Source organism: Streptomyces sp. NPDC001100, from assembly GCF_053598575.1.
On the sequence record NZ_JBSFKO010000038.1, the window covers coordinates 64,296 to 87,751 of the forward strand.

At 70.3% G+C, this 23,456-nt stretch carries 22 protein-coding genes; 11 read left to right on the forward strand and 11 right to left on the reverse strand.

Going from position 1 to position 23,456, the window contains the following annotated elements; translation table 11 throughout:
- Positions 1-19 precede the first annotated feature (19 nt).
- The 3 genes from ACWDEW_RS38905 to ACWDEW_RS38915 all read left to right on the forward strand — a co-directional run bounded on the left by ACWDEW_RS38905 (position 20) and on the right by ACWDEW_RS38915 (position 3,524).
- A complete protein-coding gene (locus tag ACWDEW_RS38905) occupies positions 20-1,744 on the forward strand; it encodes an ArnT family glycosyltransferase (protein ID WP_450519528.1) in 1,725 nt (574 codons plus the stop codon).
- Between the two features lie 67 nt (positions 1,745-1,811).
- Entirely contained in the window at positions 1,812-2,735 is a 924-nt protein-coding gene (locus ACWDEW_RS38910; RefSeq protein WP_450519530.1) for a MurR/RpiR family transcriptional regulator, read from the forward strand.
- Between the two features lie 414 nt (positions 2,736-3,149).
- Positions 3,150-3,524, forward strand: a complete 375-nt coding sequence (locus tag ACWDEW_RS38915; protein ID WP_019067862.1) for a hypothetical protein — start codon at positions 3,150-3,152, stop codon at positions 3,522-3,524.
- Between the two features lie 228 nt (positions 3,525-3,752).
- Here the strand turns inward: ACWDEW_RS38915 and ACWDEW_RS38920 are convergent, their stop codons facing one another.
- The 3 genes from ACWDEW_RS38920 to ACWDEW_RS38930 all read right to left on the reverse strand — a co-directional run bounded on the left by ACWDEW_RS38920 (position 3,753) and on the right by ACWDEW_RS38930 (position 6,495).
- A complete protein-coding gene (locus tag ACWDEW_RS38920) occupies positions 3,753-4,400 on the reverse strand; it encodes a peptidoglycan-binding domain-containing protein (RefSeq protein WP_450519532.1) in 648 nt (215 codons plus the stop codon).
- A gap of 81 nt (positions 4,401-4,481) precedes the next feature.
- On the reverse strand, positions 4,482-5,318 hold the full coding sequence (locus ACWDEW_RS38925) for a hypothetical protein (RefSeq protein WP_450519534.1): 837 nt from the start codon (positions 5,316-5,318) through the stop codon (positions 4,482-4,484).
- A gap of 85 nt (positions 5,319-5,403) precedes the next feature.
- On the reverse strand, positions 5,404-6,495 hold the full coding sequence (locus tag ACWDEW_RS38930; protein ID WP_450519536.1) for a substrate-binding domain-containing protein: 1,092 nt from the start codon (positions 6,493-6,495) through the stop codon (positions 5,404-5,406).
- 195 nt (positions 6,496-6,690) lie between these two features.
- Between ACWDEW_RS38930 and ACWDEW_RS38935 the strand changes: the two genes are divergently transcribed.
- The 3 genes from ACWDEW_RS38935 to ACWDEW_RS38945 all read left to right on the forward strand — a co-directional run bounded on the left by ACWDEW_RS38935 (position 6,691) and on the right by ACWDEW_RS38945 (position 10,907).
- Complete coding sequence (locus ACWDEW_RS38935; RefSeq protein WP_450519592.1) at positions 6,691-7,365, forward strand: TetR family transcriptional regulator; 675 nt, start codon at positions 6,691-6,693, stop codon at positions 7,363-7,365.
- A 151-nt stretch (positions 7,366-7,516) separates the two neighbouring features.
- Positions 7,517-7,930, forward strand: a complete 414-nt coding sequence (locus ACWDEW_RS38940; protein ID WP_450519537.1) for a Zn-ribbon domain-containing OB-fold protein — start codon at positions 7,517-7,519, stop codon at positions 7,928-7,930.
- A 190-nt stretch (positions 7,931-8,120) separates the two neighbouring features.
- Entirely contained in the window at positions 8,121-10,907 is a 2,787-nt protein-coding gene (locus ACWDEW_RS38945; RefSeq protein WP_450519539.1) for an alpha/beta hydrolase family protein, read from the forward strand.
- A 65-nt stretch (positions 10,908-10,972) separates the two neighbouring features.
- Here ACWDEW_RS38945 and ACWDEW_RS38950 read toward each other — a convergent pair whose 3' ends face one another.
- From ACWDEW_RS38950 to ACWDEW_RS38965, 4 genes are read right to left on the reverse strand one after another with little or no spacing between them, the layout of a single operon-like run.
- Positions 10,973-11,443, reverse strand: a complete 471-nt coding sequence (locus tag ACWDEW_RS38950; RefSeq protein ID WP_450519541.1) for a DUF1003 domain-containing protein — start codon at positions 11,441-11,443, stop codon at positions 10,973-10,975.
- A 36-nt stretch (positions 11,444-11,479) separates the two neighbouring features.
- On the reverse strand, positions 11,480-11,866 hold the full coding sequence (locus tag ACWDEW_RS38955) for a PPOX class F420-dependent oxidoreductase (RefSeq protein ID WP_450519543.1): 387 nt from the start codon (positions 11,864-11,866) through the stop codon (positions 11,480-11,482).
- A 10-nt stretch (positions 11,867-11,876) separates the two neighbouring features.
- Positions 11,877-12,635, reverse strand: coding sequence for a type 1 glutamine amidotransferase domain-containing protein (locus tag ACWDEW_RS38960; RefSeq protein ID WP_450519545.1), 759 nt, complete (start codon positions 12,633-12,635; stop codon positions 11,877-11,879).
- 52 nt (positions 12,636-12,687) lie between these two features.
- Positions 12,688-13,866, reverse strand: a complete 1,179-nt coding sequence (locus ACWDEW_RS38965; RefSeq protein WP_450519547.1) for a MalY/PatB family protein — start codon at positions 13,864-13,866, stop codon at positions 12,688-12,690.
- Between the two features lie 222 nt (positions 13,867-14,088).
- Between ACWDEW_RS38965 and ACWDEW_RS38970 the strand changes: the two genes are divergently transcribed.
- The gene (locus tag ACWDEW_RS38970) at positions 14,089-15,456 is read left to right on the forward strand and encodes a S1 family peptidase (protein ID WP_450519549.1); all 1,368 of its coding nucleotides are present in this window, start codon (positions 14,089-14,091) and stop codon (positions 15,454-15,456) included.
- 160 nt (positions 15,457-15,616) lie between these two features.
- On the opposite strand, the gene ACWDEW_RS38975 is transcribed toward ACWDEW_RS38970, so the two are convergent.
- Positions 15,617-15,802: a hypothetical protein gene (locus tag ACWDEW_RS38975; protein WP_406463749.1), complete on the reverse strand. Its 186-nt coding sequence runs from the start codon at positions 15,800-15,802 to the stop codon at positions 15,617-15,619.
- Positions 15,803-15,902: 100 nt separating this feature from the next.
- Complete coding sequence (locus ACWDEW_RS38980; protein ID WP_450519551.1) at positions 15,903-17,063, reverse strand: ROK family transcriptional regulator; 1,161 nt, start codon at positions 17,061-17,063, stop codon at positions 15,903-15,905.
- Between the two features lie 170 nt (positions 17,064-17,233).
- On the opposite strand from ACWDEW_RS38980, the gene ACWDEW_RS38985 reads away from it, so the two are divergent.
- From ACWDEW_RS38985 to ACWDEW_RS39000, 4 genes are read left to right on the forward strand one after another with little or no spacing between them, the layout of a single operon-like run.
- Complete coding sequence (locus ACWDEW_RS38985) at positions 17,234-18,151, forward strand: carbohydrate ABC transporter permease (protein WP_450519553.1); 918 nt, start codon at positions 17,234-17,236, stop codon at positions 18,149-18,151.
- A gap of 15 nt (positions 18,152-18,166) precedes the next feature.
- Positions 18,167-19,111 carry a carbohydrate ABC transporter permease gene (locus ACWDEW_RS38990; RefSeq protein WP_450519555.1) on the forward strand — a complete coding sequence of 315 codons (945 nt, stop codon included), beginning with the start codon at positions 18,167-18,169 and terminating at the stop codon, positions 19,109-19,111.
- 10 nt (positions 19,112-19,121) lie between these two features.
- Positions 19,122-20,465 (forward strand): ABC transporter substrate-binding protein, encoded by a 1,344-nt coding sequence (locus ACWDEW_RS38995; RefSeq protein WP_450519557.1) that lies wholly within the window; start codon positions 19,122-19,124, stop codon positions 20,463-20,465.
- A 58-nt stretch (positions 20,466-20,523) separates the two neighbouring features.
- Positions 20,524-21,723 carry a Gfo/Idh/MocA family protein gene (locus tag ACWDEW_RS39000; protein WP_450519559.1) on the forward strand — a complete coding sequence of 400 codons (1,200 nt, stop codon included), beginning with the start codon at positions 20,524-20,526 and terminating at the stop codon, positions 21,721-21,723.
- Between the two features lie 32 nt (positions 21,724-21,755).
- Here the strand turns inward: ACWDEW_RS39000 and ACWDEW_RS39005 are convergent, their stop codons facing one another.
- Together ACWDEW_RS39005 and ACWDEW_RS39010 are read right to left on the reverse strand one after the other, a co-directional pair.
- Positions 21,756-22,454, reverse strand: coding sequence for a L,D-transpeptidase family protein (locus tag ACWDEW_RS39005; RefSeq protein WP_026178411.1), 699 nt, complete (start codon positions 22,452-22,454; stop codon positions 21,756-21,758).
- Positions 22,455-22,677: 223 nt separating this feature from the next.
- Complete coding sequence (locus ACWDEW_RS39010) at positions 22,678-23,430, reverse strand: RNA-binding protein (RefSeq protein ID WP_450519562.1); 753 nt, start codon at positions 23,428-23,430, stop codon at positions 22,678-22,680.
- Positions 23,431-23,456: the final 26 nt, after the last annotated feature.

Sequence of the window (23,456 nt, forward strand, 5' to 3'; positions counted from 1 at the left end):
CGGCCTCACCGCAGGGCGGATGATGGCGCGCGAACAGCACTCGGTCCTCGACCCCGGCACGCTCGACGACGGCGGCGCGCCTCCCCCGCCGCGCGCCGCGGAGAGCCGGCCGGCCCGTCTCCGCGCCGGGCTGCGGCGCCACCGGCGGTGGCTGCTGCCGCTCCTGGTGGCGCTGCTCCTGGCGCAGATGGCCGCTGTGATGGTCACGACCGCCGTCCAGCAGACACCGACCATCGACGAGCCGGTGTACGTGGCCACCGCCACCGTCTATCTGCGCGAGCACAGCCTCGACTACAACCCCGAGCACCCGCCCCTCGGGAAACTGGTGATCGCCGCCGGGATCGCCCTCGCCGATCCGCACTTCGACGCCAACTACCGGGGCGATCAAGGCGAGTTGGGCCGCCATCTGCTGTACGAGTCGGGCAACGACCCCTGGCAGGTGATGTTCTGGGCCCGGCTGCCGGTGATCGTGCTGACGCTGCTCTTCGGGCTGGTCGTGTTCGCCTTCGCCCGTGAACTGGTCGGCGCGGCAAGAGGGTTGGTGGCCCTCGCCCTCTACGCCTTCTCCCCCGACGTGATCGCACACGGCTCGCTGGCCACCCTGGACGTGCCGGAGGCGGGCTTCCTGCTGACCTCGGTGTGGCTGCTGTGGCGGGCCCGGCGGCGGCCCCGGCTGTACGTCCCCCTCGCGGGCGCCGCGCTCGGTGCGGCCGTGGCGACGAAGATGAGCGCCCTGCCCGCCGTACCGGTGCTGATGCTGCTGGCCGTGGCGTCGGTGTGGTCCGCCCGCCGTCCGGCCGACCATGACGCACGGCGGCGGGCGCTGCTCCTCGGCGCCGCGAGCGCGGTGGTCGTCGCGCTGGTCGCGGTCGCCGCCGTCTGGGCGTCTTACCTCGTGGTCGACCCGCATCTGCGGTTCACGTCCACGGAACCGGTGCCCGCCGTGCACGGGCTGCGGGGGCGGGTGGTCGAGCTGCTGCCGTTCCCGCGCGCGTTCCTCGACGGGATGCGCATCCAGTTCGGTCTGGAGGACTACCCGTGGCAGGGCTTCCTGTTCGGGCACCTCTACACCGGGTCCCACTGGTACTACCTGCCCGCGGCGTTCCTGGTGAAGACCCCGCTCGGCATGCTCGCCCTGTGGGCGGCGGGTGCCGTCACGGTCGTGGCGGTACGGCGGCTGCGGCCGGCGGCGCCCTATCTGCTCGTCCCCACGGCCGTGCTGCTGGCCTCGGCGATGGACGGCTCGCGGGACTTCGGCACGCGGTACGCGATCTTCGTGCCGATGTTCCTGGCGGTCGCGGCGGCCTGTGTGCCGGTGCTGCAGTGGCGGTGGGCCGCGCTGTCCACGGGGGTGCTGGTGGCGTTCGTCGCGGTCAGTTCGCTGCGGACGTTCCCCTACTATCTGCCGTACTCCAACGAGGCGTTCGGCGGTCCGTCGAAGACCTATCTGCGGCTGCACGACTCCAACGTGGACTGGGGCCAGGACCTCGGCCGGCTCGCCGACCGGCTCCGTGAGCGCTACGCGGGCGAGCGGATCTGGCTGGTCTACAAGGGCAGCGGTGTGCCGTCGTACTACGGCATCGAGTCGTCCGATCCGCGCAAGGTAGGGGTGCGCGAGGTGCACGGTCTGCTGGTCGTTTCGGACACCTCGATCGACAAGGCACAGGGGAAACTGGCCGAGTTGATCGACAGCAGTCGCCCGATCGATCAAGTCGGTCATTCGATCACCGTTTACCGGCGCTGATCGCCCACTGGTCACAACGCTCTGTGAGCTATGTTGAGTGACCGTGGGAGACAAAGGAGGCGGATCCGTGCCATCGCCGCAGCAGGCACGCGCCCAGGCATCCGCGATCACCTCGGGTAAGACCGACCCGGAAGTCGGGGCGGCGCCGACTTCCCAGCTCCGCGAACTCTTCGACGGGCCACGGCTGTCACCGGGTCAGCGGCGCATCGCCCAGTACCTGATCGAGCACATCACCGAGGCCGCGTTCCTCTCCATCACCGACCTCGCGGAACGAGTCGGCGTCAGCCAGCCCTCGGTGACCCGGTTCGCCGCGGCGGTCGGCTTCAGCGGTTACCCCGCGCTACGGGAGCGGCTGCAGGCGATCGCCCTGAGCACCCTCGCGGGCGGCCCGGCGGCGGCCGAGGTCAACCGCAGCAACGAACTCCAGGCCGCGGTCGACGCCGAGATCGAGAACCTGGAGAACCTGCGCCGGGACTTCGCCGACCCCGACCGGCTGATCGACGTCGGCCGCGAACTGTCGGAGTCCACCCCGCTGACCGTCCTCGGCCTGCGCATCTCCGTCTCGCTCGCCGAGTACTTCGCGTACGCCGCACGCCGTATCCACCCCGACGTACGGCTGGTCACCAGGGGCGGCAGCGTCGCCTACGACGCGATCCTGCAGTCGCGCGAGGCGGGCGGCACCTGGCTGCTGGCCTTCGACATGCCGCGGCACGCGCACGAGACGCTGACCGCGATCCGGGTGGCCCGCAGCGCCGGGCTCAAGGTGGCCCTCGTGACCGATCTGGCGCTCGGCGCGCTGGCCGACGAGGCCGACGTCACCTTCGCCACCGGCACCGGCTCCCGCCTGGTCTTCGACTCGTACGCGGCCCCCGGCGTGATGGCTTCCGCGCTGCTCCAGGCGATGACGGACGCCGATCCCGAGCGCACCCAGGCCCGGCTTGAGGACTACGAGCAGATCGCCGAGCAGCACCAGTTCTTCATGCGGGACTGACCCGCCACTCCCCCCTCGGATCACTTCGGAACCGGACGATTCCGCCCATTTCACGCATGAATGTTTTCATACGCCTTGCAAAGCGGACGGCATATATAAATACTGCTCACGGATCGCGTCCGGCCCACTCCGGACCCGTTCCGCACCCGTGAGCCCAGCGCTCGCACCCGCCCCGAGAAAGCACCGGTCCGCCCATGCGCACGCCGCTCCACCTGCCGCGCCGGCGACACCCGTTCTCCGGGGCTCCTGCACGGACACCCCCAGCCGCCGTCTCCTACCCGCGTCGGCGCCAGGGGTGTTCGGTCGGGCATCGCCTGCGCGAGCGCCCAGGGCGGCCCCGGTCATCCCCTAGACCGGGGCCGCCACACACCGTCGAACCACCCCCCGCGACGCCGCACACCGGGAAGCGATGACATGCAACTCACCACCACCCGCATCAGCCAGGACTGGCCCTGTCAGGTCAAGACGCCCGGCAGCTACGACTGGGAGCGCTCGGCCGCCAAGTGGCTGCGCGAGCTGGTGCCGGCCCGCTACGCCAGCTACCCCGCGTTCATCCGCCATCCCGTGCTGCTCGCCCGCCATGCCCAGATCCAGGTCCAGCACGAGATCCGCGTGGCCCGCACCGCCCTGCAGACCGCACGCGCCGACCTGCCCGGCCTCGGCCTGCCGGAGTCGGTCATCGAGCACACCATCAAGCTGTACGCCGCCGAGCTCCTCCAGCTGCAGCACATCGCGCGCAGCGTCCGCGCGGTGACCGAGGCACTGGTCGGACACAGCACGGGACGCTGACCGGCGCCTCGGGACGCGCGGGCGTTCATCATGGGCGGTGCGGCGTCGTGGGACGACGGCGCCGCACCCCCTGCGAACCGAAGGCCATGCCCATGAGCGGCTCCCGTATTCCGGGCCTCGTACTGCCCGGAGTGTTTCTGCTGGCCCTCGTCGTGGGCGCGTTCTGGTACTGGCGACACCGCGACGACGACTGAGCGGGCCGCCCGCGCAGTGGGCCGGACGTCGGTCCTACTGGCCGTCGAGTGTCGTGCGGGACTCCAGGTCCCTGCGGGTGTCGTCGCCGTAGACGCCGTTCTCGTCGCCGCGGATGCCGTACCAGAGCTGGAAGCGGGCGACGGCCTCCTTGAGGGTCGCGTCGAACCGACCGCTGGTCGAGCCGTTCTCGTAGACATTGGGGATGCGCAGCAGCCGCTGTTCGAGCTCCGTCACCTCGGCGCCGCTGTCTCCCTCGCGGAGGGTGCCGGCGCCGTCGGGGTCGGCGGTGCCCGTGGCGGTCGCCGAGGTCACCGGGGTGGGCGTGGTGACCGGCTGCACGGTGCTGGCCTCGCCTCTGCCGGGCAGCAGCAGGGCGCAGGCGAAGCCGACCAGGGCCGCGGCGCTGACGCCGACGGTGATGGCGGCCCGGCGGAGTCCGGGGCCGAAGGGGCTGTCGCTCGACGCCGGGCGGAAGTCGCCGCGTACGGGCGGCAGTTCCTGTGTCTCGTCGTCGGAGCCGGAGAACGGCCGGGGCAGCGGCACCGAGTCGAAGACGGTGGAGTCCCGGCGGCTGTCCCGCATCAGCTCCGCGAGGTTGTCGGAGCGGCGGCGGCGCAGCACCCGGGCGGGTTCCAGGACCGGGCCGCCGGACGAGGCTCCCGGTTCGGGCGGTGTAGACACACTGCTCTCCTTCCGTTCCGCGCGCACGGATCTCCGCCATTCCCCTGGAGAGATACGCGCGCACGGCCTCAGGAGTTCAGGTCACGCTCCGGCGAACCGGTGCAGGGACGCCTTCAGCGCGGCGACGAACGCGTCCCGGCGGGCGTCGTCGAGTGCCTCCAGGGAGAGGTAGGGGTTCAGGTCCTCCAGCTCGACCAGCAGCAGTCCGCCGTCCGGGGCGCGGCAGGCGTCGACGCGCTGGATGCCGTGATCGATGGTGTTCCAGTCGACGAACCGCTGCGCGAACTCCAGGTCGGCGGCGGCGGGTTCATAGGGTTCGAGACGCCAGCGCTGCCCGGTGTCCGGGGCGTGCAGGGCGTACTGGAAGTCGTGGTCGACGAAGTAGAAGGACACCTCGTACGAGAAGTCGACACGGGGCTGGACCAGGACGCTGCCGTCGGCGAGGGCCGGGAGGCGGTCCGCCGGGACGATCCGCAGGCCGATCGAGTCGGCGCCGAGCTTGGGCTTGACCACGTACCGGTCGGTGCGCGGCAGCCGGTCCAGGTCCTCGATCCGGTCGACCGTCGGGATGACCGGGAATCCGGCGGCGCTGAGGTCGAGGAGGTACTGCTTGCCCGCCATGTCCGCGCGTCCCGAGAGCTGGTTGTAGACGCGGGTCCCGGCCTCGGTCGCGCGCTCGCGGAACGCGTCGTACTCCGTCTGGTACCCGAGGACGGGACCGCTGTTGCGGACCACGACCGCGTCGAACGCGTCCATCAGCCGGGCCGCGTCCAGCGGATGACACAGCGCCAGGTCGAAGTCCTCGCGCAGCCGGGAGGTCAGGGCGATGTCCTCGTCGCAGTAGCGGCGCCCTCGTGCCTGGTACGCCAGGTCGGTGACATACAGGATGCGGGGGCGGGCCGGGGACGGGGAGGGCATGCCGGTTCTCCTTGGCTGATGCTGTCGAGCTGGCTGAGGGCGGGGAGACCGTTCGCGCGTAACGATCAAAACGGTCGTGCCGGATTCACCGGGTGGGCGGCAGTCCTCCGCAGGAGGCGCGGATCCTCAACTCGGGGAGGAGTTCCACGTGTTGACGCGGGGCCGACCGTGCTCCGTTCCCGCGCTCGGCGAGCCGGCCGAGCAGCAGCTTCGCGGCCAGCTCCCCCACCGACCGTTTCGGCGGGGCCACGGCGGTCAGCGGGACGTCGGCGAGCGGGGCGACCTCGTCGTCGTAGGCGATGAGCGCCAGGTCGTCGGGGACGCGGATGCCGACGGCCTGGAGCCGGGGCACGAGCACGATCGCGTCCTCGTCGCTGTGCACGAGAGCGGCGGTGACCCCGCGGCGGCGCACCGCGTCGGCCAGGAAGTCCACGCTCGCCTCGTAGTCGCCGTGTTCGCGGACCGAGGGGGCGCCCGGGGCGGTTTCGAGGCCGAGGGAGCGTACGGCCGACTCGTAGCCCGCGGTGATCTGCGCGGCGTGCGGGCCCTCCTGGAGTACCGCGGTGATCCTGCGGTGGCCGAGCGCGGCGAAGTGGCCGACGGCGACCGCGGCGCCGTGGGCCCGGTCGGTGCGCACCCGGTCGAGGGCGGCGGCCGGGTTGCCGGGCGGGGCGGAGCGTTCGACCAGGACGGTGGGCACTCCCCGGTCCACGAGCCACCGTTCCTGGCCGCCGACGGGCACACCGCCGGACCAGCTGGGCGCGACGAGCAGTCCCTGCGCGCCGCCCGCGAGCAGATGCCCGGCCTGTACGGCGTCCTCCGTGTCGACGTACCCGGACACCCCGAGCACCAGACGGCCGCCCTGGGCCCGCACGGCCTCGCGGGCGCCGCGCACGATGTCGGCGAAGATCGAGGCGGTGGTCGGCACGATCATTCCGATCACCGGGCCGTCGGCGGGCTCCCGCCGCACCGGCCGCTCCACGACTGCCTCGCCCGGCCACACCACCGCGCCGTGCAGTCGCCGCACCCGGCCCTGCCCGGCCAGCGTCTCCACGTCGCGCCGCAGGGTGACGGCGGAGACGCCTAGTTCCGCGGCGAGTTCCGCGACCCGCAGGCTGCCGCGCTCCCGGACGAGTTCGAGCACCCGCTCATGGCGCTGGTCGACGTGGAGTCGCATGGGTCCCCCTGATGGCACTGCCGGTCGCCGTCACTCTATGCCTCGGACCGAATCGACCGTCTCGATCGTCTCGACCGCATCGGCTGTCGCATCCCGTCGTGAACTTCGGGGGACTCAGTTCCCTCTCGGCGGCGCACTGAGTGCCATCCGTGTCGGCCTGGTGCTACGTTCCCGTCCATGAGCTCCAAGCCGCCCATGCGGGACGCCCTGGTCGCGGCCGCCTTCCAGCTGTTCCTGGAGCGGGGCTACGAACAGACCACCATCGACGACATCGTGGCACTGGCCGGCGTCGGACGGCGGTCCTTCTTCCGCTACTTCCCGTCGAAGGAGGACGTGGTCTTCCCCGACCACGAGCGCTGCCTCGCCGACATGACGGCGTTCCTCGCGTCCGGCGGCGACGAGCACGAACCCGTGCGGCGGGTCTGCGACGCGGCCAGACTCGTCCTGCGGATGTACAACGAGAACCCGACGTTCTCGGTCCAGCGCTACCGCCTCACCAAGAAGGTGCCGGGACTGCGCGCGTACGAACTGTCGGTGGTGTGGCGCTACGAGCGCGCCCTCGCCGACTATCTGCGCGGGCGCTTCGCCGGGCGGCCCGACGGCACGCTCCAGGCCGATGTGATCGCCGCCGCCGTGGTCGCGGCGCACAACAACGCGCTGCGTTCCTGGCTGCGTTCGGACGGGCAGCGCGACGCGGCCACCGAGGTGGACCACGCCCTGGGGTATGTGCAGTCCGCCTTCGGAAATCCGCCGGCATCCGTCGCCGTGCTGCAGCAACAGCCCGAGGACGTCGTGGTGGTCGTCTCCCGGCGGGACGCACCGCTGTGGCGCGTGGTCCAGGAGATCGAGTCCGCGCTCGGCCGCGACTGAACCGGAGAAATACGAGGGTACGCAGTATCTTTACGCCTGGCACTGAGTGCCATACGCTGTGGTCGTGCACGGTGGCACGGTGAGCCGCGCACACGCGTGCCCGGCTCGGCCGCGCACGCGGGATTCCGGCCGAGCGCAGGGAGTTGACAGCGTGTACCACCACTCAGGATTCGCGACCCGTCCGGCAGCCGGCTCCCCGACGGGCGTACTCGAACCGCACGGCCCGGACGGGGACACCATCCTCTTCCAGCGCTGCACCTGGTGCGGCACCTCGATGTACCACCGGCTCCTGTGCCCGGTCTGCCAGGGCGGCGACCTGCGCACGGAGCGCAGCGAGGGCACGGGTACCGTGCGGCACTCGACCGTCGTGCACCGCAACACCCCGGCCGCCCGCAATGTGTCGCTGATCGAGATGGCCGAGGGCTTCGTGGTGCGCGGCCGGGTCATAGGTCACCCCATGGGCATCCACAGCGGCGACCGCGTCCGGCTGTCCACGGCCAAGGACCCGGTGCGCGGCGAACCCGTCTTCCAGCTCCTCGACGAGCCGTACCGCGCCTGGCACTGAACTCCGGCACCGGTCGGCAACGGATTCCTGAACGGCCGTGCCGCACGGCCGAGTTCGGGCCCGTCCTCCGAAGATCGGCCGAATCCTCCTCCACAGGCAACCCACAGGCTCTGCTTCCCGTCCTCCGGGGCGCGAGGGGCTCCCGGGACCGACGGGACGCCCGCGTCTGGGGTTCGAGGAGGAGAACACATTGTTCCGTGCCCGGCGAATATGGGTCACGGCCGCGGCGGTGCTCGCGGTGGCGGGTGGGGTGTCCGGGTCCGCGCAGGCGGTACCGCCCTCGGACACCGGACCGTTCACGACCACGGCGACGGCCGACGACGGCACTCTGCCACCGGGTTGGCGGATCACCGGGAAGGGATCCGCGCAGCAGCTGGTGTGGCGCTCGGGCAGGCGGGTGCCCATGGGGGACGCCCGGGTCGAGTTCCACGCCGGCGGCCGGCTCCTCGGCGTGCCGAGTCCGGCCAAGGACGGACGGACCTTCCGGCTCGGCCTCGACGCCGCCTCGCCAAGAAAACTGACGGACCTTCAAGTACTGGCCGGTGGCAGGCGGTTGGACACCGCCGGTGACAACAGCGGTTCCGGCAACGGCCGTTCGGAGGCCGTCGCCCGGCCCGCGGCCCAGCTCCCGGCCGGCGCCGTCGATCCCGGCAAGCCGGGTGCGTACCGTACGACGACCGGCGAGTACACGCTCGACTCGGTCCGGCTGCCCGGGTATGCCACGCCGATCGAGATGAAGGCCGTCGTGGTCGCGCCGAAGGGCACCACCGGCAAGCGGCCGCTCGCGCTGTTCCTGCACGGCCGGCACTACACCTGCTACAAGCCGGGCACCGAGGACATCACCGGTGACTGGCCCTGCCCGACCGGCACCAAGTCCGTTCCGAGCTACCGGGGTTATCTGCGCGACCAGCAACTCCTCGCCTCCCAGGGCTATGTGACGGTGTCGATCTCCGCGAACGGCATCAACGCCCAGGACGCCGATGCCGAGGACGCCGGAGCGCAGGCCCGTTCGTCGCTGGTCCGGCTCCACCTGGCCCACTGGGCCGACTGGTCCGCCCACCCGGGGACCGCTCCGGCGGTCGTCCGCGACGCGCCGCCGGCCGACCTCTCCCGCGTCCTGTTGATCGGTCACTCGCGAGGCGGCGAGGGCGTCAACCGGGCGGCGATGGACAGCCTCTACCCGCCGCCGGCCGCGCAGGACGGCTATCACGGCCCGGTGCGCTGGAAGATCCGCGGCACGGTCCTCATCGGCCCCACGATCTTCGGCCAGAACCCGGTGGCCGACGTGCCCTCCGTGACGATCCTGCCCAGCTGCGACGGTGACGTCTCCGACCTCCAGGGCGAGGTGTACGTCGACGGGACCCGCGGCGTCAGCCGAGGCACCGCACTGCACAGCGCGGTCTACGTCGAGGGCGCCGACCACAACTTCTTCAACACCGAGTGGACCCCGGGTCAGGCCCAGGCGCCCGCCGAGGACGACTTCTACAACGACCCCGACCAGCGGGACGCGGTGTGCTCGCCGGGCACCGCGACCCGGCTGACGGCGGACCAGCAGCACAAGGCGGGTTCCACCTACATCGCCACCGCCGCCCGCCTGTTGGTCGCCGGTGACGACCGGGCGCGCGAGCTGCTCGACGGCTCGGGCCGCCGGGCACCCTCGGCGGACCCCGCGCGGGTTCTCACCCACGCGGTGGGCGCGAACCGCGGCGCCGGCTTCCTGCCGGACGGTCAAGTCACCGTGTCCGGCGGCAAGTTGTGCTCGGCGGTGGATCCCTCCCCAGCCGTCGCCTGCCTGAGCGACAGCCGCCTGGGCCTCTCGCCGCACTTCGCGCAGTGGGACACAAGCAAGGAGATCGGCCGCCGTGCCGTCGCGCTGCGCTGGTCCGCGGCCGGTTCGCCGACGACGGTACGTCCGGCCAAGCCGGTCTCCCTGAGCGGCGCCAAATCCCTCGCCCTGCGGTTGATCGTGCCGCCCAACACCACCGGCACCCAGTTCGACGTCACCCTCACCGACACGTCCGGCCACCGCTCGCCCCTCGGCCGGGTCCGCGTCGAGGGCCTGCCCGGCACCGAGCGCACCGCCTCCTACTGGGCGCGCGAGGTCCGGGTACCGCTGACCGCCGCCACCCGCGCCGGACTCGACCTGCGCCACGTCAAGTCCCTTTCCCTGACTCCGCGTTCGCGCTCCGGCCAGGCCTGGCTGATGGACGCCTGGGGCTGGCGCCCCGGCACTCCGGCGGCCGTCGCGGCCCCGCTCCCGCGCGTCGACATCGGCCGGCTCACCGTCAAGGAGGGCGACTCGGGCGTCAAGACGTACCGCATCCCCGTCCAGGTGTCCGGCCGGGGCAGCGGCCAGGTGCGCGTCTACGTCTCCGACCCGGCCACCGGCCAGGACACTTCCCGCCTGGTCACGGTGCGCCCCGGCGGCCACGACCTCGACGTATCGGTCGCGGTGAAGGGCAACACCCGCTTCGACTACGGCACCCAGCACGACCTGTTCGTGAAGGCGGTGCACGGCGCGGTGGTCGGCGCCCATCACGGTGGCGTGACCACCGAGAACGACGACCCGATGCCCACGTACACCGTCACCCCCGTCGCCGACCGGGTCACCGAGGGACAACCCCTGAAGTGGAAGGTGACGCTTTCGACGCCCGCCGACGTGGAGCTCAACCCCGTGTTCGCCGTCCAACCGGTCGCCACGGGGCCGGAGTTGTCCACCCTCGACGTCGACGCGCAGTGGCTCCGCGAGAACTCCGGAGAGGAGCCCACCCCGGAGCGGCCCCTGTCCACGGTGTCGAACCTGGCCCTCTGGACGACCGTTCCAGCGGGTCGGCCGAGCACGGAGATCAGCCTGCCCACCATCACCGACCAGGTGACCGAGCAGCCCGAGTCCGTGCTCTTCCGTGCCACGGACGACAACGGCAACCCGCTGCCCGACGGCCCGGTGCTGACCGGCACGGTGCTCGACGCGTCGTAGCCGGACGCCGTACGAAGTGAAGGGGCCGCAGCCCGAAGGCTGCGGCCCCTTCATCGTGCTATGGGTCAACTCCCCTGTTTTGTCCCGCCGTTCATCTTGGCGCGGTTCTCGGTGAGGAGTTCCTGTACGCGTTGTTCGATCTCGCGCGGGTCCAGGCCCAGGGCGGCTCCGATGTGGGCCGACCACACCTCGGAGCGCAGGTTGGTCTCGAAGTCGAGGTCGGCGCGGACGTTCTCGCGGGTCGCCTGCCGGTTCTGGCTCACCATGACGAAGGTCGACAGGAAGATGGCCTCCAGGCTGACGATCATCGTGAGCAGTCCGTACGGGTACGGGTCGAAGATCCCGGCGTGCCCGAGGAGCCCTTCGTTGAGGGCGATCCAGGCGGCGAACCACAGGGCGTGCAGATAGACGAAGAGCATGGTGCCGGCGAAGGCTGTGATGGCATCGGCGACCCGGTCCTGGGTGCTGCGCATCCGGGCGAAGACGATCCGCTCCTGCCGCAGCCGCAGCTCGGCCGGGGTCAGCGCGGAGTCCACGGGCGCTCCCTGGATCCGGTGTCCAACGGCCCGTTCTCAGGCATTGAGGGTCACGCGGATGCCGACGGTGCCGTCGAGCCCGCGGCGCAGCCGGCTGCCGAGGAGCGTGAGACGGCCGGTGAGCCCGTACTTGCGCTTGATGAGGGCGCGGTAGCGGGCGGTCGTCTCGGCGTCGGTGAGTTCGGCGGTGCCGGGGACCTGGTTGCCGGTCGGGTTGCCGCGCAGGTCGCAGGGGCCCACGAGGACGTCGGCGCGGGCCCGGATGCGCTTGACCTTCCAGGAGTCGGCGACCGTCCACACCCCGAGGGTGTCGCCGTCGCGCACCACCCACACCGGGGTGGGGACCGGGGAGCCGTTCTTGCGGTAGCTGGTAATCAGCAGGTACTGGCCTGCGCCGAGCCGGTCCAGCGGGGTCTCGTCCATGGTCGGCAGTCTAAGCACCCGAGGGTGCCCGCAGGAGATCGAGATACCGGCGGGCGAAAAGGTATGCGTCTCCGGGCCAGCGCGCCGACAAGTAGCTGCCGTCCTGCACGACGAACGCGTGGCTGTCGTCGCTCGCGGTGCCGCGCCGGGTGAGCTCCCTCGGGCCGCGTTCGAACTGCGTGCCCGGGTCGTCGAGGGCGGCCCGCACCTCGTCCTCCACATAGGCGGGGTAGGTGCGGTAGTAGCGGCCCAGGCGCCAGGCGGTGGTCAAGTAGGCGGTGCGTTCCATGTACTTGGGCAGGCAGGTCGTACGTCGTCCGGCGAGGACGCTGCGGCCGGTGGCCGGGTCCTGGGTGCGGGCGAGCACGAGGACGCCGTGGCAGATGGCGCCGACCGGACGGCCGAGTGCCCAGAACTCCCCCACTTTCGCCCGTAGTTGGGCCGAGCCGAGGTACTGGCGCATACCGGGCGCGTGGCCGCCCGGCAGCAGCAGGCCGTCGAAGCCGGTGACGTCCACGTCCGCCCAGGAGACCGTGGCGCCGAACTCCGGTGCCTCGGTGAACTCTTGGTAGAACCGCTTGGGCTCGCCCTCGGCGCCGAGCTGTCCGAAGAGGACGCCGGTCAGCAGCCGGGGGTCCGCGGCGGGCCGGGTGCCGGCCCGCTCGGTGGCGAGGACGACCTCGTGCCCGGCGTCGGTGAGCAGCCGCCAGGGCACGGCGACCTCGGTGACGTCGAAGTCGCGGTCGGGGACCGGCATCAGCACGCGCATGGGCTCATCATGGCAGCCGGGGCAGGTGTTCATGACAGCCCAGCCGTCCCACTCACCCCAGCGCTGCCACCATCCGCCGCACGGCCTCCGTGATCACCTCCGGGGACGTCGCCAGATTGAGTCTTACGTGTCCCGTACCGCCCGTGCCGAAGTCGCGGCCGGGGCTCAGCGCGACCCGCCCCCGGCGCAGGAAGACGTCCGCCGGATCGTCTCCGAGACCGAGCGCGCGGCAGTCGAGCCAGGCGAGGTAGGTGCCCTCGCCGGGCCGGTACACGACGGCGGGCAGGTGCTCGGCCAGCAGACCGGTCAGCAGCCGGCGGTTGTCGTCGAGGCCGGTCAGCAGCGCGTCCAGCCAGGCGGTGCCGTCGCGCAGGGCGGCGGTGTGGGCGATGACGCCGACGTGACTCGGGCCGTGACCGACCTCCTCGGGCATGCGGGCCAGGTCGGCGGCGGACGCGGGGCCCGCGACGGCCAGGGCGGCCTTGAGCCCGGCCAGGTTCCAGGCCTTCGACGCCGACATCAGCGACAGCCCGCGCTCGCCGCCCGGCACACTCAGATACGGCACGAAGCCGACGCCCGCCGCGACGACCGGTGCGTGGATCTCGTCGGCTACGACCCGCACACCGTACCGCTCGGCGAGGGCGGCGACGGCGGCCAGTTCGGCGGCGGTGTGCACGGTGCCGGTCGGGTTGTGCGGGCTGCACAGCAGATATGCGGCCCGCCGCCCGCCCTCGACCGCGCGCCGGAACGCGTCCTCCAGAGCGCCGAGGTCCAGGCGCAGGTCCGCGCCCAGCGGCGCTTCCACGACCTGCCGGTCCATATGGGTCACGAACTGGAAGAACGGCGGATACACGGGCGGGTTCAGCACCACCGGATCGCCCGGCCCGGTGACCAGCCGGAGCATCTCGACGACGCCCAGCATGACGTCCGGCACGATCCGGGTGCGCTCGACGGCGAGCCCGTCCCAGCCCCACCGCTGCTCCGCGAACACGGCCAGCGCCTCGGCGTAGGCCGTGCCGGAGGGATAGCCGGTGTCCCCGAGGGCGAGCGCGTCCGTGACCGCGCGGACCACGGCGTCGGCGAGCGGCACGTCCATCTCTGCCACCCACACCGGCAGCACGTCCTCGGGGTAGGTGCGCCATTTCATGCTGGTACGACATCGGAGGCGGTCGAGGGTGAGTGCGCGCAGGGGATTCGGTTCACCGGCCGCGGCCTGCGGGTTGCTGGTCATGAGGCTCAAGATAGGGGGACCGCGGCGCGTGGGCGACGGGCCGCGCCGGGCACCGCCGAGGCCAACTCGGCCGTCCGGACAGCCTGTTGTGGCCGGTGGCTGAAGCCGATCTTCCATCGGGTGAACGGGACGGTGCCGGGCCACGTATGGAGGAAGGGCACCTCAACGACCGGAGGGCCTCGCGGTGTTAGGCACCGCACGTTCGGGGTTCGGGAGCCAGGCATGAGGCACGCACGACGACGGGTCGTCCGGCGAGTGACACGGTTGACGGCCGTCGGCGGACTCCTGCTGGGAGGGGCCATGGTCACCCAGGCGGCCATGGCGAGCGACACCCCGGGCAGGACCGCCGCCACGCTCAGCGCGCCGCAGACGCCCGCGGACAAGGGTTCCGCTCTGGTGGCGAAGCTCGGTTCGGCCCGTACGGCGGGCAGTTGGGTCGACTCCGGCGGCCGTACGGTCGTCGCGGTGACCGACAAGGCGACGGCGGCCGAGGTGACGAAGGCGGGCGCCGAGGCGAAGGTCGTGCCGTACAGCATGAACCAGCTGAAGTCGGCCGCGAGCACGCTGAGTTCGGCGCCCAAGGTGCCGGGCACCGCGTGGGCTATGGACTACCGGAACAACAAGGTGCTGGTGGAGGCCGACAGCAGTGTCTCCGCCACCAGCTGGGCCGCGATGACGAAGGTCGCGAAGAGCATCGGCGCCTCGGTGGAGATGCAGCGCACGCAGGGCAAGTTCACCACCCGGATCAACGGGGCGCAGCCCATCCTGTCGACCGGCGGCCGCTGCTCGGCGGGCTACAACGTGACCAACGGCCAGACCGACTTCATCCTCACGGCCGGGCACTGCGGCCCGGTCGGCTCGATCTGGTTCGCCGACAACCAGGGCGACCAGCAGCTGGGCAAGACGGTCTCCGACAACTTCCCCGGCAGCGACTTCTCCCTGGTGCAGTACGCGAGCGGCTCCGCGGGCGAGGGCGCGGACGTGGTCGCGATCGGCAACGGCAGCGGGGTGACGATCACCGGCCTGGCCGACGCGGCCGTGGGCGAGAAGGTGTTCCGCAGCGGCAGCACCAGCGGCCTGCACGACGGCGAGGTGACCGCGCTCGACGCGACGGTGAACTATCCCGAGGGCACGGTGACCGGTCTCATCCAGACCACGGTGTGTGCCGAACCGGGCGACAGCGGTGGTCCGTTGTTCTCCAACGGCATCGCGCTGGGGGTGACCTCGGGCGGCAGCGGTGACTGCAAGGCGGGCGGTACGACGTTCTTCCAGCCTCTGACCAAGGCGCTGGCCGCGCTCAACGTCAAGCTGCTGGTGGCGCCGAAGACGGCCGCCTCGCCCGCGCCGTCCGCCTCGGCGGCAGGCAGCGCGGCGGGCACCGGTTCGGTCACGCCCGGGACGTCGGCGCCGGCGACGAACACCACGGCGGGCACGACGACCCTGGCATCCCGGCTCACCGACCCCAAGAATGTGGGACCGGGTCTGCTGGTGATCGCGGGAAGCCTCATCGCGCTGGTGGCGACGCGCTGGATCCGCGCGGAGCAGGACCGCAAGGCCTTCCAGCGGCACTATTCGGCGATGTGGGGCTGATCACACGGGATCACGAGGGATCACGCGGCGAGTTCGTCGCGGGGTGATCGTGGGTTGTCGGGTCGGGTCGACGGGGGCTCGACCGGCTGGACCGAGGGTCACGAGGAAGGCCGGGCGACGGGATCCGAACGACAGCTGCGCGTCGGCCGGGCGGCCGCTCTCAGGCCGCCGTGGCCGGCTGAGGAGTCGCGGTGGCCCACTCCATCACCAGCCGCCGGTACTCCTCGCGCTGTTCGACGCTCAGTGTCCCGCCCGATCGGAGCCACAAGGCCCTGATCTCCTCGTTGACCTCGGCTGCCGATCGCTCGGTGGCTGATTCAACACGGGTGGACATGGTGTGAAGCATACGTCGCCGTAGGTGAAGGCGATGTGAGTAATCACGAGCCAATCGGACATATCGGACCGTGTTACTGATCACGTCCATCTGTCAAGCCCCGTAACGCATTTCACACCTCCGCCACACCCAGCACCAGTACCTGGATCGCCAACACCGCCGCCCCACGCGCCCAGTCGTGGAAGTCGGAGACCTTGGTCTCCACGTCCAGCGGGGCGGCCAGCGGGTGCCGGTGTGCGCGGAGCGTGTCGTCCACCGTCTTGCCGGCGACATCGATCAGGCCGACGCCCTCACCGGCGAGCAGGATCTTCTGCGGCAGCACGAAGTTGGCGATCTGGGCGACCAACACTCCCAGCGCACGGGCCGCTTCACCGATCACGCGGGAGGACATGGGCTCGCCGACGGCGGCACCGGCGAGGATCTCCTCGTACGTGAGGTCCCGGCCCGTGGCGGCCTGGACCTGGTAGCGGATGCTGGGAATGGTCAACAGTGAGACGGCGCTGCCGCGTTCACCGGTGGGGGTGAGCGGGCCGTTGGGGTTCAGGATCCAGTGGCGTCCGAAGCCGCGGTCCTCCTCGGCGTAGGGCACCCGCTTGCCGCCGAGGACGAGACCGTAGCCGACGCCCGCGCCGATGGTGAGGACGACGAAGCGGTCGAGGCCGCGCCCGGCGCCGAACCAGGTCTCGGCCTCGACGAACGCGGCCACGTCGTTCTCCACGACGACCGGCAACCCGGTGCGCTCCTCGACCAGTTCGGCCAGCGGAACGTTGCTCCAGTGCAGGAAGGCCGACTCCCCGACCACGGCACGGTCCTGGACGAGACCGCCGACACCGATGCCTATGCCCGTGAGCGTGGGGAACCGGGCGGTGAGTTCGCCGGTCATCTCGGCGAGCAGGTCGGCAACTTCGGCCGGGGCGTGGGTGGTGAGCGCTCGGTCGAGGCGCGCGACGATCTCGCTCCTGAGGGTGGTGACGACGCCGTAGACCATGTCCTCGGTGACCTTGAACCCGAGGAAGGTGCGGGACTCGGCGACCACGTCGAGGGGTTGTGAGGGGCGGCCCTGGCGGACCTCGGCCGGGCCGCCGCCTTCGGGGACCTCGACCAGCAGGCCGGATTCGATCAAGGGCTTGGTGAGGCGGGTGAGGCTGCCCGCCGAGAGGTCGAGTCGCCGCGCGATGTCGGTGCGCGACAGCGGGCCATGGACGAGCACCTCGATCGCCACGGAACGTTCACCGGGGCTCAGCGGCTGCCAGCTGGCGGCACGTGTGGTCATGAGGGTCACACTCCCACAAGGTTCTTTCTTTCACCATGGAAGTAACAGGACCACCGTACGGCCAGGATTCGGCACAGAAAAGATCCGTGCACAGCTATTGACGCCTTGATTATTTCGAGACGAAAGTAAGTGCCGCGAGGACGAGCCGTCGCAGACAAGGGAGTCTCCAGATGACCATCGCCTCAAGCAGTCCCCCGACCCGTCGGCCGCGGGCCCGTGAAGGCGGGGGCGACGGACGGCTGGCGGCGGTCTTCATCGCCCCCGCCCTGCTGGGCTTCCTTGTCTTCCTGCTCTGGCCGACCCTGCGGGGCATCTACCTGAGCTTCACCCGCTTCAACCTGCTGACGCCGGCGAAGTGGGTGGGCCTCGACAACTACGACCGGATGGTCCACGACCCCATCTTCTGGTCCTCGCTGCGGGTCACCGTCGAGTACGTGTTCATCAACATCGGCGTCCAGACGGTGGCGGCCCTCGCCATCGCCGTCCTGCTCCAACGGCTCACCCAGTCCGCCCTGTTGCGCGGGATCGTGCTGACGCCGTACCTGATGTCGAACGTCGTCGCCGGCATCGTCTGGCTGTGGATCCTCGACACCCAGCTCGGCATCGGCAACCAGATCATCGGCGGACTCGGCTTCGACCACATCCCCTTCCTCGCCGACAAGACCTGGGCGATCCCCACGATCGCCCTGATCAACGTGTGGCGGCACGTCGGCTACACCGCGCTGCTGCTGTTCGCCGGGCTGCAGGCCATCCCGAACGACATGTACGAGGCCGCAAAGGTGGACGGCGCGAGCGAGTGGCGGATGTTCTGGCGGATCACGATGCCACTGCTGCGGCCGGTCCTCGCGGTCGTGCTGATCATGACGGTGATCGGTTCGTTCCAGGTGTTCGACACGGTCGCCGTGACCACCGCGGGCGGCCCGGCGAACGCGACCAACGTCCTCCAGTACTACATCTACGGCTCCGCCTTCGGCCGCTTCCAGTTCGGCTACGCCTCCGCGATGTCCGTGGCCCTGCTGATCGTGCTGAGCGCGATCACGTTCCTCCAGTACCGGATCACCCGCGCCGGCCAGACCGACCTCGGCTGACCGGAAGGAGACGACATGGCCACCCTGACCACCACGCCCGAAACGACCACGCCGAGCACCCGCCCGACCGTACGACCGCCTCGGCGCCGTATCTCCGTCGGCAAGGTCGCCGCCTGGGCCGCGATGACCGCGATCATGCTGATCACCCTGCTGCCCTTCTTCTGGATCCTGCGCACCGCGCTCTCCACGAACACCGGGCTCGCCGCCCACCCCTCGGACCCGCTCCCGGTCGACTTCACCACCGGCGGCTTCGAACGCGCACTGGGCCTCCAGTCGACCAAGGAGGCGATCGCGCAAGGCGGTTCGGGCGGCGGGCTCACCTTCTGGCGCTATCTGCTCAACTCGGTGATCGTCTCCACCCTGGTCACCGTCTGCCAGGTGTTCTTCTCCGCGATGGCCGCCTACGCCTTCGCCCGGCTGCGCTGGCGCGGCCGGGACCGGATGTTCGGGCTGTTCCTGGCCGGGCTGATGGTGCCGGCCATCTTCACCCTGCTGCCGAACTTCGTTCTCATCAAGCAACTCGGGCTCGTGGACACCCTGTTGGGGATCGCGCTGCCGACGATGTTCATGACGCCGTTCGCGGTGTTCTTCCTCAAGCAGTTCTTCATGAACATCCCGCGCGAGGTCGAGGAGGCCGCCCTGCTCGACGGCGCGGGCAAGGTCCGCGTCTTCTTCCGGGTGCTGCTGCCGATGGCGTCCACGCCGATCCTGACGCTGGGCGTGCTGACGAACATCACGTCCTGGAACGACTACTTCTGGCCGCTGATGGTGTCCTACAGCGACAGCTCGCGCGTGCTGTCGGTGGCGCTGGCCATCTTCCGCTCGCAGACCCCGCAGACCGGCTACGACTGGTCGGGCCTGATGGCGGCGACCCTCATCGCCGCGCTCCCGATGCTGGTGCTCTTCTCGGTGTTCGCGCGCCGCATCGTGAGCTCCATCAGCTTCACCGGAATCAAGTAAGGGGCAGCACATGCGATTTCGTACGGTCATGGCACTGACCGGGGCGCTCGCGCTGTCCCTGACGGCGGGCTGCGCGAAGGGCGACTCCGTGGGGTCGGCCTCGAACACGGTGACGTACTGGCTGTGGGACTCCAACCAGCTCCCCGCCTACCAGGCCTGCGCGAAGGGCTTCGAGCGGCAGAACCCCGGACTCAAGGTGAAGATCACGCAGTTGGGCTGGGGCGACTACTGGACCAAGCTCACCGCGAGCTTCATCGCGGGCACCCAGCCGGACGTGTTCACCGACCACATCCAGAAGTTCGGTCAGTTCGCCGACCTGAAGGTGCTGGAGCCGCTGGACGACCTCGGCATCAGTGACGCCGCCTACCAACCCGGGCTCGCCGCCAACTGGGTGGGCCAGGACGGCCATCGCTACGGCGCCCCGAAGGACTGGGACACGGTCGCCCTCTTCTACAACCAGAAGATGGCCGAGGCGGCGGGACTGAGCGCCGACCAGTTGAACAGCCTCTCCTGGAACCCGACGGACGGCGGCACCTTCGAGAAGGCCATCGCCCACCTCACCGTCGACCAGAACGGCAAGCGCGGCGACGAGCCGGGCTTCGACAAGAAGAACGTCAAGACGTACGGCCTCGCCAGCGGTGGCGCGGGCGACGCCGACGGCCAGACGACGTGGAGCCCCTTCACCGGGTCGGCCGGCTGGAACTACACCGACAAGAAGCGCTGGGGCACCCAGTACCAGTACGACAGCAAGACCTTCCAGTCCGTGGTCAAGTGGTACTTCGGGCTGGCCAAGAAGGGCTATCTCGCGCCGTACACCGACTACAGCGACGGCGCCAACCCGGCCAACGCGCAGATCGCCTCGGGCAAGGCGGCGACCTCCTTCGACGGCGCGTGGATGATCTCGACGTACTACGCGGCGAAGGGCGTCAAGGTCGGCACGGCGTTCACACCGGCCGGGCCGAGCGGTGAGCGGGCGACCATGATGAACGGTCTCGCCGACTCGATCACCAAGAAGGCGCACAACAAACCCGGCGCGGAGAAGTGGGTCAAGTACCTCTCCTCCGACGAATGCCAGAAAACGGTCGGCGGTTACGGAATCGTGTTCCCCGCGACCCCCGACGGCACGGACACCGCCGTCGCCGCCTACAAGAAGAAGGGCATCGATGTCACGGCCTTCACCAGGCCGGTCTCCGACAAGAAGGACTTCACCACCTTCTCCTATCCGATCACCAACTACGCGGCGGACGTGTACGCGTTGATGCACCCCGCCATGCAGGACGTCTACGCCAACGACGCACCCGTCAGCGGCCTGGGCAGAACGAACAAGCAGATCAACTTCATCCTCGGTCAGTGACGCGTCGGTCGACGACCGACGCGTCAGCGACACCCTCGTCAGAGAAGGACACGCACCTATGACGTTCTCCCTCGGCATCGTCGGAGCAGGCCAGTTCTCCGGTCAGTTCGCCAGACTGTTCCAGGCCCACCCGGGCGTGAGCGAGGTCTACGTGACCGACCTCCTCCCGGAGCGGGCGGAGCAACTGGTCGCCGAACAAGGGCTGGCGGGCACCTTCCCCTCGTACGAGGCGATGCTGGAGTCGAAGGCCGTCGACGCCGTCGCGATCTTCACCCAGCGCTGGACGCACGGCCCCCTGGTCCTCCAGGGGCTCGGCGCCGGCAAGCACGTGTACTCCGCGGTCCCCATGGCGATCAGCAGGGAGGAGATCGCGGCGATCATCGACGCGGTCAAGGCCACCGGACTGACGTACATGATGGGCGAGACCAGCCAGTACAACCCGGCGACCGTGCACGCCCGCAACCAGATCGCGGAGGGCGCCTTCGGGCGGATCTTCTACGCCGAGGGCGACTACGTCCACGACATGGATCTGGGGTTCTACGAGGCGTACCAGTACAGCGGCGGCGACAACTGGAAGGCCACCGCCAGCTATCCGCCCCTGCTCTACCCGACGCACTCGGTGGGCGGGGTGCTCGGCGCCTGGCAGACGCACGCGGTGAGCGTGTCCGCGATCGGAGTCGTGGACGAACGCGGGGACGGGGTCTTCGACCGGGAGGTCAGCCAGTTCGGCAACGACTTCTCCAACGCGACCGCGCTGTTCGAGGTGGCGGGCGGCGGTTCGTTCCGTACCAACGAGTTCCGGCGGGTGGGCTATCCCTCGCAGATCCGGGAGTCGCGTTTCCGGTTCTTCGGCACGGACGCGAGCATGGAGCAGCTCGCGACGGTGGCCTTCTGGCAGGACAAGAAGGGGGTGAAGGACATCAGTGAGCTGCTGGAGCCCAAGCCCACCATGTCTCCTGACGATCCGTCACTCCAGCACATCGCGCCGGACCTGCGGGCCGCCTTCACCTCCGGTTCGGCGCCGGTGCACGACCGGTCGCGGCTGCCGCGGGAGTTCGACAACCTGCACAACGGCCACGAGGGCAGCCACCACTTCCTGGCGGACGACTTCGTGACCGCGGTCAACTCCCGCACCCTGCCGTCGGTCAACGCGTGGGTCGCCGCCCGTTACACCCTGCCGGGCATCGTCGCGCACGACTCGGCACGGCAGGGCGGGGCGAGGCTGGAGATCCCGGACTTCGGGGACGCACCCGAGTAACGGGCTTGGTACGCAAGCCGGGTGACTGACTGTCAGGTGCCCGGCTTGCGGCCGTACACGAAGACGTCGTCGCCGTTCTTCAGCAGCGACCAGTACTTCTTCGCGGTGGCCGGGGTCATATTGACGCAGCCGTGCGAACCCGGCGGGTTCCACATGCTGAGGTTGACCGAGTGGAAGGCCTGGCCGCCGTCGAAGAACTGGCTGTACGGCATGGGCACGTTGTAGATGTTCGAGACGTGGTCGATGTCCCGCCAGTAGATCTTCTTCAGACCGGTGCGGGTCTCGTAGCCGTTGCGGCCGGTGCGCACCGGGACCGGGCCGTAGACGAGGCGGCTGCCGTCCTGGATCCAGCTGATCTGGAGCGTGAGGTTCACGCAGGCGATGCGGCCCTTGTTGGTAGGGCACTTGCCGGCCGCGTTGGGCTTGTTGCCCACGGCCTTCTGCTTGTTCATGAGGTCCATCACACCCCAGGTGACGGAGCCCGCGTAGCCGATGTTCGGCGTGATGCCGTGCTTGGTCTGGAAGGCCCGGATGGCCTTGCAGTCGGCGGCCGACTGCTTACCGTCCACCGGCCGCCCGAGGAACTTCTCCACCTGCTTCTGGTACGGCCCGGCCTGCGTCGTGCAACTCGCCGCCGCCTGAGCCGGCATGCTGCCCAACGCGAGCGTGAGCGGCGCCACCAGCCCGGTGAGGCCGAGCACCACGGCACCTCGTCTGCGTATGTCCCCCATGGCCTGCCCTTTCCCCTTGCCGTATGCCGTAATCCCTACGGTCCCTGTGACTTCTGCCAGCTAGACCGGTACCTGGGGGTGCGGGTTGTAGTCCTGGGCACGCTGCGACGAAACGGTGACTTTCCGAGCCGCCCGGTGACACTTCCGGATCCGAGACTTCTACCGGTGGGCCCGGACCACTCCGTCGTTGTCAGGCATGACAGCGGTGAACAGAGGCGCGCGTTCATCGGCGTACATGGACAGGAGCGTTGCGGCGTCGGCGCCGGACATCCGGGCGGCCGGCGGCCAGCCGGGCGCGGGGAGTGATCCCGGCGCGAACCGTGGCGATGATGTCGGCACGGAGGCGGTGCCGTCTTGAGGCTCCCTCGATGTACATCTCCTCCAGGAGTCCGGCGCGGCCCGTGGCGACGGCCCGGCGCAGATCGGCCCAGAAGTCGTCGTCCCCCGGCCGCTGGATGTTTTGGCTGTTGGCTTCCACCTCGTACGGAGAGGCGGCGATCCGTTCCGGGAACAGCCCGGGCGCGCGGGTTCGCGCCGGCGCCTCCTCGCAGGGCCGGGTGCTGCCGACGTAGAGGTACTGGTCCCAACCGACGTGCACTGCGAGTGTGCCCTCCGCCTCCAGCCGACACCAGGCGCCGCTGTCGCGCAGCATGAGCCGCACCAGCTCCAGCCCGGCTTCGAGCGGCACCTCTGCCCCGTCGTCGAAGCGGGCGAGGCCCGTCGGAAGGATTCCGGCGAGCCCGAAGCCCTCCAGGGGCGACTCGACGCCGAAGTGTGCGAGGGACGTGACCTGCGGCTCGCGGACGGACAGACGATCGATACCGACTTCCGCGGCGAAGGCCTCGACCGCCTGAAAGTAGGCGGCCTCTACCTCACCGTGATCGCTGGCAACGTCCTCGGTGCCGGTGTAGTGCCCGTGTTCGTCACGATCGGCGGGGTCGTACTTGGTGACGCGGTAGACGTAGGGGAGTCGCACCTCCCTATCCTCCGGCACGGCCCCGA